Source organism: Rhizobium sp. P2_G9, assembly GCF_056403475.1.
Genome location: NZ_JBFUFK010000026.1, coordinates 75206 through 88664, shown reverse-complemented (window position 1 = coordinate 88664; position 13459 = coordinate 75206). Strand labels below are relative to the sequence as shown.

At 60.7% G+C, this 13459-nt stretch carries 12 protein-coding genes; 10 read left to right on the top strand and 2 right to left on the bottom strand.

Features of this window, described 5'->3' with window-relative positions; all coding sequences use genetic code 11:
• Positions 1–62 precede the first annotated feature (62 nt).
• Positions 63–1112 carry an ABC transporter substrate-binding protein gene (locus AC1DYF_RS21490; protein WP_477878798.1) on the bottom strand — a complete coding sequence of 350 codons (1050 nt, stop codon included), beginning with the start codon at positions 1110–1112 and terminating at the stop codon, positions 63–65.
• A gap of 43 nt (positions 1113–1155) precedes the next feature.
• Positions 1156–2235 carry an ABC transporter ATP-binding protein gene (locus AC1DYF_RS21485; RefSeq protein WP_477878797.1) on the bottom strand — a complete coding sequence of 360 codons (1080 nt, stop codon included), beginning with the start codon at positions 2233–2235 and terminating at the stop codon, positions 1156–1158.
• 223 nt (positions 2236–2458) lie between these two features.
• On the opposite strand from AC1DYF_RS21485, the gene AC1DYF_RS21480 reads away from it, so the two are divergent.
• The 10 genes from AC1DYF_RS21480 to AC1DYF_RS21435 all read left to right on the top strand — a co-directional run bounded on the left by AC1DYF_RS21480 (position 2459) and on the right by AC1DYF_RS21435 (position 13459).
• Entirely contained in the window at positions 2459–3856 is a 1398-nt protein-coding gene (locus tag AC1DYF_RS21480; RefSeq protein ID WP_477878796.1) for an aminotransferase-like domain-containing protein, read from the top strand.
• Positions 3857–3859: 3 nt separating this feature from the next.
• Positions 3860–5152: an NAD(P)/FAD-dependent oxidoreductase gene (locus AC1DYF_RS21475; RefSeq protein WP_477878795.1), complete on the top strand. Its 1293-nt coding sequence runs from the start codon at positions 3860–3862 to the stop codon at positions 5150–5152.
• Between the two features lie 207 nt (positions 5153–5359).
• Positions 5360–5692 carry an ArsR/SmtB family transcription factor gene (locus AC1DYF_RS21470; protein ID WP_477878794.1) on the top strand — a complete coding sequence of 111 codons (333 nt, stop codon included), beginning with the start codon at positions 5360–5362 and terminating at the stop codon, positions 5690–5692.
• Positions 5693–5892: 200 nt separating this feature from the next.
• The gene (arfA, locus tag AC1DYF_RS21465) at positions 5893–7404 is read left to right on the top strand and encodes an arabinosylfuranosidase ArfA (protein WP_477878793.1); all 1512 of its coding nucleotides are present in this window, start codon (positions 5893–5895) and stop codon (positions 7402–7404) included.
• Positions 7405–7445: 41 nt separating this feature from the next.
• Positions 7446–8549 (top strand): ABC transporter ATP-binding protein, encoded by a 1104-nt coding sequence (locus AC1DYF_RS21460; protein WP_477878792.1) that lies wholly within the window; start codon positions 7446–7448, stop codon positions 8547–8549.
• Positions 8542–9471 carry a carbohydrate ABC transporter permease gene (locus AC1DYF_RS21455; protein WP_477878791.1) on the top strand — a complete coding sequence of 310 codons (930 nt, stop codon included), beginning with the start codon at positions 8542–8544 and terminating at the stop codon, positions 9469–9471. The genes AC1DYF_RS21460 and AC1DYF_RS21455 overlap by 8 nt, the downstream gene beginning before the upstream one ends.
• The gene (locus tag AC1DYF_RS21450) at positions 9471–10316 is read left to right on the top strand and encodes a carbohydrate ABC transporter permease (RefSeq protein ID WP_477878790.1); all 846 of its coding nucleotides are present in this window, start codon (positions 9471–9473) and stop codon (positions 10314–10316) included. Before AC1DYF_RS21455 ends, AC1DYF_RS21450 begins: the two co-directional genes overlap by 1 nt.
• Positions 10317–10411: 95 nt before the next feature.
• The gene (locus AC1DYF_RS21445; protein WP_477878789.1) at positions 10412–11743 is read left to right on the top strand and encodes an extracellular solute-binding protein; all 1332 of its coding nucleotides are present in this window, start codon (positions 10412–10414) and stop codon (positions 11741–11743) included.
• A gap of 186 nt (positions 11744–11929) precedes the next feature.
• Positions 11930–12493: a nucleotidyltransferase family protein gene (locus AC1DYF_RS21440; protein WP_477878788.1), complete on the top strand. Its 564-nt coding sequence runs from the start codon at positions 11930–11932 to the stop codon at positions 12491–12493.
• A 102-nt stretch (positions 12494–12595) separates the two neighbouring features.
• Positions 12596–13459: an AraC family transcriptional regulator gene (locus AC1DYF_RS21435; RefSeq protein WP_477878787.1), complete on the top strand. Its 864-nt coding sequence runs from the start codon at positions 12596–12598 to the stop codon at positions 13457–13459.

Genomic DNA, 13459 nt, shown 5'->3' with positions numbered 1-13459 from the left:
GCCTTCCTGCCTGGTAAAAGAGGCGGACGGAGCCAGGGATAACCCCGTCCACCCTTGGGAGCTTATTGTGCCAGCCACTTGTTGAAGCGTTCGGTCAGTTCCTCGTCATGGTCGGCCCAGAATTCCGAGGAAACGACGAAGGCATTCTTGCTGTTTTCCGGCGAGGTCGGCAGGTCGGCCAGGATGTCCTTCGGCACCTTGGCAATCGCGGCCTTGAGCGTCGGACCGTAGGAAATGTATTTCGACTGCTGCGACATCACATCGGGATCGACGGTGAAGGCGATGAACTTGTCGGCCAGATCCTTGTTCTTCGATCCCTTGGGTTCGGCCCAGAGGTTGAAGTCCATGCCCTGGCCGTCCCATACGATCTTGAAATGCTTGCCGTTGTTCTTGACGGCATCGTAGATGCGGCCATTCCAGGCCGTGGTCATCACCACTTCGCCATCGGCGAGCAGTTGCGGCGGCTGGGCGCCTGCCGTCCACCAGACCTTCACGTCTTTCTTGATCGTGTCGAGCTTCTTGAAGGCACGGTCGACGCCTTCCGGCGTACCGAGCACCTTGTAGACATCGGCCGGCTTGACGCCGTCGGCGATCAGGGCAAATTCCAGCGTCGTCTTCGGCGACTTGCGCAGCGCGCGCGGCCCGGGCAATTTTTTCGTGTCGAACAGGTCGGCCATGGTCTTCGGTCCGCCGTTCGGAAACTTGTCGGCGTCATAGGCATAGACCGTGCCGAAGACGATCGTCGCCACGGCACAATCCATGGCCGCGCCGTCGACGAAGGCACCCTTGCCGCCGAGTTTCGAATAGTCGATCGTCTCGAGCCAACCTTCGTCGCAGCCCTGCAATGCATGGCTCGGTTCGACGTCGACGACATCCCATGTCACCTGCTTGGTGTCGACCATGCCTTTCAGTTTTGCCGTTGAACCATCCCATTCATCCTGAAGGATCTTGGTGCCGGTCTTGGCCATGAACGGCTTGAAAAAAGCTTCCTCCTGGCTCTTGGTATAGGCGCCACCCCAGGAGGTGACCGTCAGCGTATCCCCGGCAAATGCAGTTCCGGTCACTGCAAGCGCGAGGGCGGAGGAAAGAAGCATCGTAGAAAAACGCATCATGGTGGTTCCCCTTCTTTGTTGCGTCTCTGGAAATGGATCTGGTTCAGGAGGGCGCGAGCGCCCGGCAGTGCTCTGGGCTCCAGCCGATCGTGACATTGGCCCCGGCATTGACGGCAACGCCCTGGGATGCAGCGATCTTGACGACGACATCGTCGCTGCCGCAGGCGGCGAGCCGCATCCTGACGTGATCGCCGTGGTAGATGATTTCCTTGAGCGTGGCGGTAAACCGGTTGGCAACGTCCTGCGGTGGCGACAGCAGGATGCGCTCCGGACGCAGCACAAGCGTGGCCCGCGCACCCTCCTTCAGCCCCTCGCCCGCGCCGGCCACGATGATCGATCCGTCACTTGTGCGGATCCGGCAATGCCCGGACTCCAGCGCCACGACCTCGCCGGCAATGGCATTGTTTTCGCCGATGAAGGTGGCGACGAACGGATTGGCCGGCATTTCGTAGAGCGCATCGGGAGCCGCGATCTGCTGCAGGATGCCGTCGTTGAACACGCCGACGCGATCCGACATGGTCAGCGCCTCGCTCTGGTCATGCGTGACATAGACGACATTGATGCCAAGACGGGCATGCAGATGCTTGATCTCGATCTGCATGTGCTCGCGCAACTGCTTATCAAGGGCGCCGAGCGGCTCGTCCATCAGCACGAGCTGCGGCTCGAACACCAGAGCGCGGGCAAGGGCGATGCGCTGCTGCTGTCCTCCCGACAACTGGTTTGGCCGGCGGGCCTCGAAATTGCCCATCCGAACCATGTCCAACGCCCGGCGGACGCGCTTGTCGATCTCGGCCTTGCCAAGGCGGCGCATTTTCAGCGGAAAAGCGACATTCTCGCCGACGGTCATATGCGGAAACAGCGCATAGTTCTGGAACACCACGCCGATATTGCGGCGATGCGGCGGGACACTGTCGATCCGGTTGCGATCGAGCATGATCGTGCCGTCGGTCGGCGTCTCAAACCCCGCCAGCATCATCAGCGTGGTGGTCTTGCCCGATCCGGATGGACCGAGCAGCGTCAGAAACTCGCCCTTGGCGACATCGAGATCCAGCCCCCTGACGACGAAGTTTTCGCCGTCATAGGATTTGCGCACGCCCTCGAAGGCGATAAAGCGATCGCTCATGAAATCCTCCTTGCATCGCCGGGTCCCTGCCTCTTTGTCTCGATGCTGCCTGATATTGTCTCGGTCATTTCTATTTTGTCAAGCCATACAAAAAATTTTGTATGAGATGTTTCAAACTGCTCGAAAAATGTGGAAATCCATGTTAAGCACGACGAACAACTGACATTGGGGGATTTCGTGGAGCGCTCCACCTGGCTACACGAAAGCTGTTTGTGGGAATTGTATGCCTGAAGAAACTAACACGAACCACACAAATAGGGGACAAGGAACCCGCATTCCGGCTTATCTTGAACTGGCGGAGGAATTGGAGGCGAAGATCCGCTCCGGCGCATTGCCGCCGGGCAGCCAGCTGCCGCCGCAGCGCGACCTGGCGAAGGAGCGCAATCTCAATGTCTCGACCATCACGCGCGCCTATCGCGAGCTGCAGAACCTCAATCTGGTGACCGGCAGCACGCGGCGGGGAACGATCGTCACCGGCGAAGGCGCCATGCCGCGCGTCGACCGCGCCTTGACGCCGGCAGGCGTGATCGACCTGACGGTCAACCGTCCCGCCGTCGACGACTTCCAGCAGCGGCTGGCGCAATCCCTGCCGGCGCTTTCGGCCGATCCACGGTTTCGGCAGATGCAGGAATATCAGCCGCCGGAAGGGCCGGCCTGGGCGCGCCTGGCGGCACGCAAATGGATTTCGCTCAACGGCTTTGATCCGTCCGAGGACGATATCGTGGTCACCAGTGGCGCCCAGCATGCGCTGCTCGCTGTCATCTGCAGCTTCATCGAGCCGGGCGATACGATCGTCTGCGACCGGCTCACTTACTATGGCCTGATCGCGCTGGCGCAGATGTTCCGGTTTCGCATCATCGGCATCGGCAGCGATGCCGAGGGCATGTCCGCCATCGAACTCGACCAAGTTTGCGGCCGCGAAAAGGTCCGGGCCGTCTTCACCGTGCCCTCGATGCACAATCCGACCGTAGTGACGATGAGCGAAGCCCGCAGGCGAGACCTGGTGGAAGTGGCCGAACGCCACGATCTCATCATCATCGAAGACGATGTTTACGGGCCGATGCTGGGGACGCGCGGCAGCCCGCTGATCACATTGGCGCCGTCACGCACCTACCACATATCGGCGCTCTCCAAAGCGCTCGCGCCCGGTCTCCGGGTCGGCTATCTCACCTGCCCTCCCGGCCGGGCGATCCTGTCGGCGGAAGCCGTGCGCACGACAGCCTGGATGCCCTCGCCGATCCCGCTTCTCCTGGCAACGCGCTGGCTGGAGGACGGGACCGCGGAAGCCATCCTCAAGGCGCAGCTCGCCGAACTGCGCGCTCGGCATGCCATCGTGGCGACCATCCTTGCCGGTCATTCCTTCTCGGCGGACCCGCGCTGCATGTTCCTGTGGCTGAAACTCCCCGCCCCCTGGCGATGCGCGGATTTCACCGCCAATCTCAAGGCCCATGGCGTCGCCGTCATGCCCGCCACGGCCTTTGCCTGTGATCGCCAGCCGGTGGAGCACGCCGTGCGCGTCAATGTCGGCTGCGCCTCATCGCGCGATGAACTCGCAAGAGCCCTGCGCATCATCGTCGCCACGCTCAACGATCGTCCGCGCGCCTTGACGGGACTGGTCTAGCCGATGACAAGCCCGCTGCCGGATCTCCCGCAACTGCCCGCAAGCGAGCGCCGGACCGTCCTCGTCGTCGGCGCCGGATTTGTCGGGCTCTGCTCCGCACTCTGGCTGCGGAGAGCCGGACACAGCGTGACCATCATCGATCGCGAGCCGCCCGTGGGAAATGCCTCCTACCGGCAGGCCTGCTCCTATGGCAATGCCTGCACCTTCGCGCCGCATGGCGTGGTTCCCGTCGCCAGTCCGGGCGTCGCCAGGCGGGTGCCCGGAATGCTCCTCAATCCGCTTGGCCCGCTCGCCATCGTCTGGCGCTACCTGCCGCATCTGGCGCCCTGGCTCAGGGCCTTCCTTGCGGCGAGCAGCAAGGCGGAGGTCGAGCGGATCGCCGGCGTGCTCTCAACGCTGCTGTCGCATGCCGATGCCGCCTGGCAGCCGCTGATGAAGCAAGCGGGTGCCACGCATCTGCAACAGCACAATGGCTGCCTCTATCTCTACAAAACCGAAGCGCAGTTCCAGGCAGCCGAAGCGGAAAACCGGCTGCGCGAGCGCAAGGGCGTCGTTTTCGATCGGCTTGATGCGGGGGCAATCAGAGAGATCGAACCGAACCTCGCACCGCTCTACCACAAGGGCGTGTTGTTTAGCGACGCCTACACCATCTCCAGCCCAAAGCAGCTCGCCTTCGCCCTCGCCAAAACGCTTTCGCAGGCTGGCGCAACCTTCGTGAGCGCCGATGTCACGGCCATTGAAACACGGCAAGACGGCATCAGCCTGAAAGCCGATGGCGAAACTTTGCACGCCGATCACGTCGTCGTGGCCGCTGGGGCACATTCGCGAAAACTGGTGCGCATGGCGGGCGACGACGTGCTTCTCGACACCGAGCGCGGCTATCACGTGCTGTTTCCCCGATCCGGCCATCTGCTCGGCCGCCCCGTCTGCTATCCCGAACATGGATTCTACATGGTACCGATGGCCGACGGGCTGCGTGCCGCCGGCACGGTGGAGCTCGGCGGCCTGTCGGCCCCGTTGAATCCGAAGCGGACGGACGTGATCCGGGACGGCGTGAAGAAATTGCTTCCTGTGGCTGTAGAGGCCACGGACGAATGGCTCGGCTTTCGCCCCTCGATGCCGGATTCGCTGCCCGTGATCGGAAAATCCCCGCACACACCGCGCATGACCTACGCATTCGGCCACGGCCATCTCGGCCTGACGCTTTCGGCGCTGACGGGATTTTTGGTTTCCCAGCTGATTTCAAACCAGGAGCCGGCAATCAACCTCTCGCCCTTCGCTCCCGGTCGGTTTTAGGCGATTGCCAGGAATACTTCTTTCGACATTGAATAAATCAGATATTTCGATATAGAGATTGAATTCGGATACGAATTCAAAGAAACCTCGCCCTGGTGAATCGCAATTTTCTGGTGATAGAACCTGAGGAAGGCATGGCTGTCCTCAAGAGATTGGCCTCCTCCGTCCGCGTGTCGATGTTGAAACTCCTGCATGGCAAGGGGGCCGATGAATGTCAACGACATCGCCGCGGAACTGTCGCTGCCGCAGTCGACCGTCTCGACCAATTTGCAGATGCTGGAGGAAGCCGGACTGATCAGGACCGAGACGCGGAAGGCGATGAAGGGCAGCCAGAAGGTCTGCTATCCCACGGCGGAAGAAGTGCTGGTCGTCTTCAAGAGCGAATATCGCAAGGCGCGCACCAATGAGATCGAGGAACTCGATCTCAAATCGCGCCATTCGATCCGCGTGCGCATCCGCGTCAAGGACGATGCGAAGCATCCCGGAGGCATCAACATTTTCGGCGGCGGCTTCGCAATTACGATCAGGATATCGTGCTGAGAATCAGAACCGGCTGATATCAGAAAATGAGATGAAAAAAAATATTCCAACGATTTCAATGAGTTTCGCAGATTTCCAACGTTTTCGCATTTAATTATCATACTTTTGGCTATTCGTGCTTGACGAAGCCAGCGCCGATCGCCATTAATACCGGGAAAGATGATTTAAATCATCATTTCTGATATTAACGGGAGGAATGCATGAAGGCAGCCGTGACGGCGCATGCGCGCTATGTTGTCTCGAATATCGACCCAAGGCTCTACGGATCCTTTATCGAGCATCTCGGTCGCGCGGTCTATACCGGCATCTACGAGCCGGGCCATGCCAGCGCCRACGAGAACGGCATGCGGCAGGACGTGATCGATCTCGTCAAGGAGCTCAACGTTCCAATCGTCCGTTATCCCGGCGGCAACTTCGTCTCCGCCTACAATTGGGAAGACGGCATCGGCCCCAAGGAACAGCGCCCCACCCGCCTCGACCTCGCCTGGCACACATCCGACAGCAACCAGGTCGGCATCCACGAATTCGCCGACTGGTGCACCTCCGCCAATACCGACATGATGCTCGCCTTCAATCTCGGCTCGCGCGGCCTCGACGAGGCCCGCAACTTCCTCGAATATGTCAACCATCCCGGCGGCAGCCGCTGGAGCGACCTGCGCATCAAGAACGGCCGCAGGGAGCCCTTCGACGTCAAGCTCTGGTGCCTTGGCAACGAGATGGACGGCCCCTGGCAGATCGGCCACAAGACCGCCGACGAATATGGCCGGCTTGCGCACGAAACCGCCAAGGCGCTACGCGCCTTCGACAAATCGCTGGAACTCGTGGTCTGCGGCTCGTCCAACGCCAAGATGCCGACCTATCCCGAATGGGAAGCGACCGTGCTCGACCATACCTATAACGAGGTCGATTATATCTCGCTGCACATGTATTTCGAAAACGAGGCGCACGACACCGCCAATTATCTGGCGGTGAGCGAGAAGCTCGACGACTATATCATGTCGGTCGCCGGCGTGATCGACTACATCAAGGCCAAGAAGCGCTCGACCAAGCAGGTCTACATTTCCTTTGACGAATGGAATGTCTGGTACCATTCCAAAGAGCAGGACCGCAAAATCCTTGAAGGCAATGACGGCTGGCCGTCGGCGCCGCCGCTTCTCGAAGACATCTACAATTTCGAGGACGTGCTGCAGGTCGGCCTGATCCTCAATACCTTCATCCGCCGCGCCAATGTGGTGAAGATCGCCTGCCTGGCGCAGCTGGTCAATGTCATCGCGCCGATCATGACCGTGCCGGATGGCCCGGCCTGGCGGCAGACGACCTTTTATCCGTTCCTGTTCGCCTCGCTCTACGGCCGCGGCAAGGCGCTCGACCTGCGCGTCGAAAGCCCGACCTACAAGTCCGACGTGGCGGGCGATGTCGCCTATGTCGATGTTGCCGGCACCTATGACGAGGCGACCGGCCATGTCACCTTCTTCGCCGTCAACCGGCATGCGAGCGAAGCGATCGATGTCGATCTCGCGCTCGAAGGGTTCGGCGGCGCCAGCATCGCCGATCACCAGGTGATGACGCATACGGATCTGCGCGCCACCAACTCGGCCGAGAATCCCAACAATGTGGTGCCGAAACCCGGCTCCGGCGCTGCGGTGAAGGACGGCAGGCTCAGCCTGTCGCTGCCGCCTTATTCCTACCAGATGGTCCGCCTCAAAGTTTGAACGCGGACAGTGCAAGGACGAAGCCGGGGAGGAATGAAGACGTGACGGCCGAAATCGATATCAGCCATGTGAAGAAGCAGTTCGGGGCGCTGACGGTGCTCGAGGACTTGTCACTCTCGATCAGGGCTCATGAATTCATCGTCTTCCTCGGCCCGTCGGGCTGCGGGAAATCGACACTGCTGAGGATGATCGCGGGCCTGGAACCGGTCGACAGCGGCGAGATCCGCATAAACGGTTCGCGCATCGACCATCTGCCGCCAGGCAAGCGCGACATCGCCATGGTCTTCCAGTCCTATGCGCTCTATCCGCATATGACCGTGCGCGACAATCTCGGTTTCGGCCTGCAGAACATCGCCACGGAGAGATCCGTCATCGACGGCCGCATCGCCGAGGCAAGCCGCATGCTGGAAATCGAGCACCTGCTCGAGCGCAAGCCCGGCCAGCTGTCGGGCGGCCAGCGCCAGCGCGTCGCCATCGGCCGCGCCATCGTCAAGGAGCCGAAAGCCTTCCTGTTCGACGAGCCGCTCTCCAATCTCGACGCCGCACTCAGAACCCGCACCCGCATCGAGCTGGCGCAACTGCACCAGCGGCTGAAGTCGACGATGATCTTCGTCACCCACGACCAGATCGAGGCGATGACGCTCGCCGACCGCATCGTGGTGATGAACAACAAGAAGATCGAGCAGATCGGCTCACCGATGGAAATTTACGAGCGGCCGGCGACGCGCTTTGTCGCAGGCTTCGTCGGCTCGCCGCAAATGAATTTCATCACCGCGAAACTCTCCGGCGACGCCGGCAAGGATGCCGTTGCGACGCTGGGCGACGCCACGACGATCCAGACCGCCATCGGCTGGGGCACGCTGCCGGCGGGTGATTATACGCTTGGCATTCGTTCCGAAGCGATCCTGGTCGCTCCAGCGGGTCAGGGCCATGCCGATGGCGTGATCGACGTGCTCGAGCGGCTCGGCGAACGCACGCTGGTCTATACGCGGTTGAAGGACGGGCAGGTCGTGGTCGCCAATGACACCGGCAACAGCCGCCTGAAGGTCGGGGATGCGATCGCGCTGACATTCGACGGCGCCAAGGCACATCTCTTCAACGCCGCCGGCCTTGCCTGGCATGGACGGGAGCTTGGCGATGGCTAACGAGATCGCACTTTCCGGGAGCCCGTCGGCCACCGTCGCGCGCGCACCGAGCGCCGATATCAATGCCGCCGACTGGAAGCATTTTGCCTTCGTCGCACCCTATCTGTTCTTCTTCGCGACGCTGCTGGTCTTTCCGCTGTTCTGGGGAATCTGGCTGAGCTTCCATAAGGCCGACACCTTCGCCACCGGCAAGTTCGTCGGTTTCGGCAACTATATCCGCCTTTTCAATGACAGGGTCTTCCTGCAATCGATCTGGAACACCTTCTATTTCGTGCTGTTGACCGTGCCGCTGCTGGCGGTGATCGGCCTGTTCCTGGCGCTGGCGCTCAATCAGCGGACACGTTCCGCGGCTGTGATGCGCACCATCTTCTTTTCGTCCTCGGTTCTCTCCGTCACCATCGTCACGCTGATCTGGCGCATCGTCTATATTCCCGATTTCGGTCTGCTCGCGATCCTCTACAGCGCCTTCGGCGCCAAGGCGCCAGCCTTCATTTCCGATCCCAACCTGGCAATGATCGGCATTGCCATCGCGACCATCTGGTGGTGCATCGGCCTGCCGATGATGCTGTTTCTCTCGGCGCTGCAACAGATTCCGCAGGATATCTACGAGGCCGCAGCACTCGACAATGCCAATCGCTGGCAGACGCTGCGCTCGATCACCCTGCCCTCGATCAAGCGCACCTTCGTGCTGGTGATCATCATCCAGATCGTGCTGCAGTTCCAGTTGTTCGGCCAGCCTTGGCTGATGACGCGCGGCGGACCCAACAACCTGACCAAGCCGATCGTGCTCTATATCTATGACACGGCCTTCCGCCGCTGGGATCTCGGCCTTGGTGCCGCCGCCTCGGAAATCCTGTTCATCCTGATCCTGATTGCCGCCATGGCGCAGTATTTCGTCAATCGCCGCAAGGGAGAACAGTGATGAGCGCATCCGTTTCCATCAAGGGTCGGGCCTTCGGCGACCGCGTGATCTTCGGCCTCGTGGTCCTGCTCGCCATTCTCATGGTGGCGCCGGTGCTGTTCGTCGTGGCGCTGTCGTTCAAGGATAACCACGAACTGATGGTCGATCCAACCTCGGTGTTCCGCGCGCCCTATACGGTCGTCAATTACATCAACACGGTCCTGACGTCCTCGGTCTTCCGCTGGGTGCTCAACAGCATCATCGTCGCCGGCGGACTGACGCTCTTCACCCTCGTTCTCTCGTCGTTGGCCGGCTACGGCTTCGCCCGGCTGAATTTTCCTGGGCGCGACATCCTGTTCATCATCGTGCTGCTCGGGCTCGCCGTGCCGGAACAGGCCGTGCTGGTCTCCCGCCACCAGATCTTCAGCTGGCTGAAGTTCCACAACACCTACCAGGGCCTGATCCTGCCAGGCCTGTCGAACGCCTTCGGCGTCTTCCTGATGACGCAATATTTCCGCGCCATCCCACGCGAACTCGACGAGGCGGCCATGCTCGACAATGCAAGCCGGTTCCGTATCTTCTGGAAGGTGCTCTTGCCGCTCACCGTGCCGGCGCAGGCGACGCTGGGCATCTTCACCTTCCTCGGCGCGTGGAACGACTATTTCTGGCCGCTGATCTCAGCCACCAAGAAGGAGATGTTCACGCTGACCGTGGGTATCGCCTCGACGCAGAGCAATTTCGCGCAGTCGGAGGGCGTCGGTTTCCTGATGTCCCAGGCCGTGTTTGCCGGCGCACCAATCCTGATCGTCTACCTGTTTTTCCAGAAATACATCGTCACGGCCGTCTCGGGGGCTGCGGTGAAGTAGGACTTGGCCGCCTTCAGACCGTGTCGAGGAGCACGGGAAGGTGACCCGAGGGGAATATCTAAACGCGCCGGAGGGCGCTTCAAGGAGGAAAGCATATGGCATTTAAGATAGCAAACCTGGTGAGGGCGGCCGTTTCCGCTGCAGCGCTCCTGAGCGCCACCTCAGCCCTCGCGGCGCCGGTCGAATTGACCGTGCAGCGCTTCTTCGGCGCCTGCGATGCCGAATGGGGCAAGAACACCGATGTCAGCAAGGCCGTCGGCGAATGCGGCATCATGACGTCGCTGATCAACAAGTTCAACGCCGACAATCCGGATGTGCATGTGTCGGTGACGACGGTCGAATGGCCGGGCTATGACCAGTTGACCGCGCAATTCGCCTCCGGCGACGCGCCCGACATCGTCACCATCCATGAATCCGTGCTGTCGGATTATCAGTCGAAAGGCCTGCTGATGCCGCTCGACGATGTCCTGAAGTCGGTCGGCGTCACGCCGGACAGCTTCACCGATGCCGCCAAGAACGGCGTTACCAAGGAAGACGGCAAGATTTACGGCCTGCCGATCGACACCTGGAGCCTCTTGTTCCACATCAATATGGGCCTGTTCAAGAAGGCCGATCTCGTCAATGCGGATGGTACGCCAAAGCTGCCGACGAGCGTCGATGAACTGCTGGCCCAGGCCAAGCAGTTCAAGGAGAAGACCGGCAAGCCCTATTTCATCCAGCCGACAGCCAACGAAACCGCAAACCTGGCCTGGAACCTCTACAGCTATCTCTTCCAGCAGAATTCCGATTTCTTCGCCGATCCCAAGCATGTCAAGCTGAACGCGCCGGAGGCCAAGAAGGTCGTCGAAATGTTCCGCACGCTCTATACGAACGGCGATATCACCCCCAATCTCGACTATGGCACAGGCATCAATGCCTTCCTGGCTGGTGAAGGCGGCGTTCATCTGAACGGCACCTGGGTGATCGGCGATTACAATGCAGCCTCGGAAAAGCCGGGCACGGCGCTGAATGCCGGCGGTTATGCCGTCTATCCGTTCCCGCAGCTCTTCCCGGGCCAAAAGGCACAATATGCCGATGGCCACACCTGGGCGGTGTCGCAAAAGGACCGCACGCCGGAACAGATCGCCGCGATCGGCAAGTACCTGAAATTCTTCGCCGACAACGACTTCGATTGGTCGCGCACCGGCCATCTGCCGGCTTACAAGGCTGTGCTCAACTCCGACAAGTTCAAGGCCCTGCCGCATCGCAATACGCTGCTGCCGCTTGCCGCTCTCGGCCGCCCGCTGCCGTCCGCCGTCCTGCGCCGGTTCGCCATCCAGGACATCGTCGGCGAAGAAATGAACGCCGCCGAAACCGGCCAGAAGGATGTCGGTGCCGCGCTTGCCGATATGGAAACCCGCGTCAACGAGTTGCTGAGCAACCTGTAAACCGGATCAAGAGCTCTCCCCAGTGCCCTGCGGCTGGAAACGGTCGCGGGGTATTGTGTTTTGGGAGAACCTCCATCAGACCCGCGCCGTCCCATCATCTGCTTTGAGGGGCAGCGCTCTCGGCTTGTGTTTTGCACTTGCCATGCGATGATCCGGCGACGGAATCGAATTGCGCAGAAGAGAGCGGTGTCTATCACGGCAAAGCAATTTGTGTCTTGTGTCAGGGAAAACCCCATCAACGACAGGCTCCTGAGCGTGCTTCCAAGCCTACGCCTTCCCCAGTGTGCGTTGACGGCGGGGTGCCTCTTTCAAACGTTGTGGAATTTGAAGAGCGGCAATGACCCTCGGCACGGCATCAAGGACTACGATGTATTTTACTTCGACGACAGTGACCTTTCATGGGAAGCCGAAGACGCGGTCATCCGCAGAGTGAGGGATGCTTTCGACGATGTTGCCGGAAATCTGGATATCAAGAACCAGGCACGTGTCCATCTTTGGTATTCGGAGACTTTTGGCAGACCCTGCCCAAGGCTGGTTGACGTGGAAGATGGCATCGATCGCTATCTGATCTCATGCACCCGCATCGGTTTGAAAGTCGAAAGCGGCTGTCTCTACGCCCCCGACACACTTGACGACATGTGGGACGGCATTCTCAGAATGAACCCGCTCAATGCCCAGCCGGACAGATTCATCCGCAAGTGCCAGGAATATGTTTCTCGCTGGCCGTGGCTGGAGATCGCCTCATCGTAATGCAGCACATCGATCCCAGCAGGTTTTGAGCGACCTCAAACTCAGCAATATCTGTCAGCCGCCTCCATGCCATGTTGCCTTTCATCGAAAGGGAGACGACAAATGCTCATGAAGACGAACGACATCAGGCACAGCTATGCCGCCCGCATCGGTCGCGTGGTGGACTATCTCCACGACCATATCGAGGACGAGCTCAATCTCGACCTGTTGGCCGATGTCGCGGCCATGTCGCGCTGGCACTGGCATCGGGTCTATACGGCCATGCAGGGCGAGACCGTTGCCGCAACTGTCCGCCGGCTGAGGCTCAGCCGTGCTGCCGACCGGCTCGCCAATTCCGATACTCATATCGGCGAGATCGCCCGACGCGCCGGTTACACGACGGCGGAGGCTTTCGGGCGGGCCTTCAAGCAATCCTATGGCATGACCCCGGGCGCCTATCGCGAGGGCGGCAGCCATGCGCTGTTCAAGGCCGCCAACCGAACGAGCGACGCCACCGGCTTTCCGGTCGAGATCGTGACGCTGCCGGCGATGCATTGCGCCTCGGTGCCGCACCGCGGCAGCTACATGGCGATCAGCCGCGCCTTCGAACGGCTCTTCGCCACCGCTGTTCCGGCCGGGTTGGTCACGCTCCAGTCGCAGATGATCGGTGTTTACTATGATGATCCCGACGCCATCGACGTCGACGATCTGCGCTCGGCGGCCTGCATCGCAGTGGCCGACGGCATTGTCCTGCCGTCGGGGCTGGAGCCGGTCGATACCAAAGGAGGTGCCTTCGCCAAGCTCTCCTACAGAGGCCCCTATGCCGATATGCGCGATGCCTATCGCTGGCTGATGGGCGTCTGGTTGCCGGCGTCAGGCCATGAGGCCGCCAATGGACCGATGCTGGAAGAATATCTCAACAGCCCGGCCGACACCGCGCCGCCGGATCTGCGCACCGATATCTTCCTGCCACTCGAGACCATTTGA

Bases quoted from the DNA above. Each gene is read 5' to 3' on its own strand.
- AC1DYF_RS21490 (WP_477878798.1), bottom strand. From the start codon at position 1,112: ATGATGCGTTTTTCTACGATGCTTCTTTCCTCCGCCCTCGCGCTTGCA.
- AC1DYF_RS21450 (WP_477878790.1), top strand. From the start codon at position 9,471: ATGAGCGCATCCGTTTCCATCAAGGGTCGGGCCTTCGGCGACCGCGTG.
- AC1DYF_RS21470 (WP_477878794.1), top strand. From the start codon at position 5,360: ATGAATGTCAACGACATCGCCGCGGAACTGTCGCTGCCGCAGTCGACC.
- AC1DYF_RS21455 (WP_477878791.1), top strand. From the start codon at position 8,542: ATGGCTAACGAGATCGCACTTTCCGGGAGCCCGTCGGCCACCGTCGCG.
- AC1DYF_RS21485 (WP_477878797.1), bottom strand. From the start codon at position 2,235: ATGAGCGATCGCTTTATCGCCTTCGAGGGCGTGCGCAAATCCTATGAC.
- AC1DYF_RS21480 (WP_477878796.1), top strand. From the start codon at position 2,459: ATGCCTGAAGAAACTAACACGAACCACACAAATAGGGGACAAGGAACC.
- AC1DYF_RS21445 (WP_477878789.1), top strand. From the start codon at position 10,412: ATGGCATTTAAGATAGCAAACCTGGTGAGGGCGGCCGTTTCCGCTGCA.
- AC1DYF_RS21475 (WP_477878795.1), top strand. From the start codon at position 3,860: ATGACAAGCCCGCTGCCGGATCTCCCGCAACTGCCCGCAAGCGAGCGC.
- AC1DYF_RS21435 (WP_477878787.1), top strand. From the start codon at position 12,596: ATGCTCATGAAGACGAACGACATCAGGCACAGCTATGCCGCCCGCATC.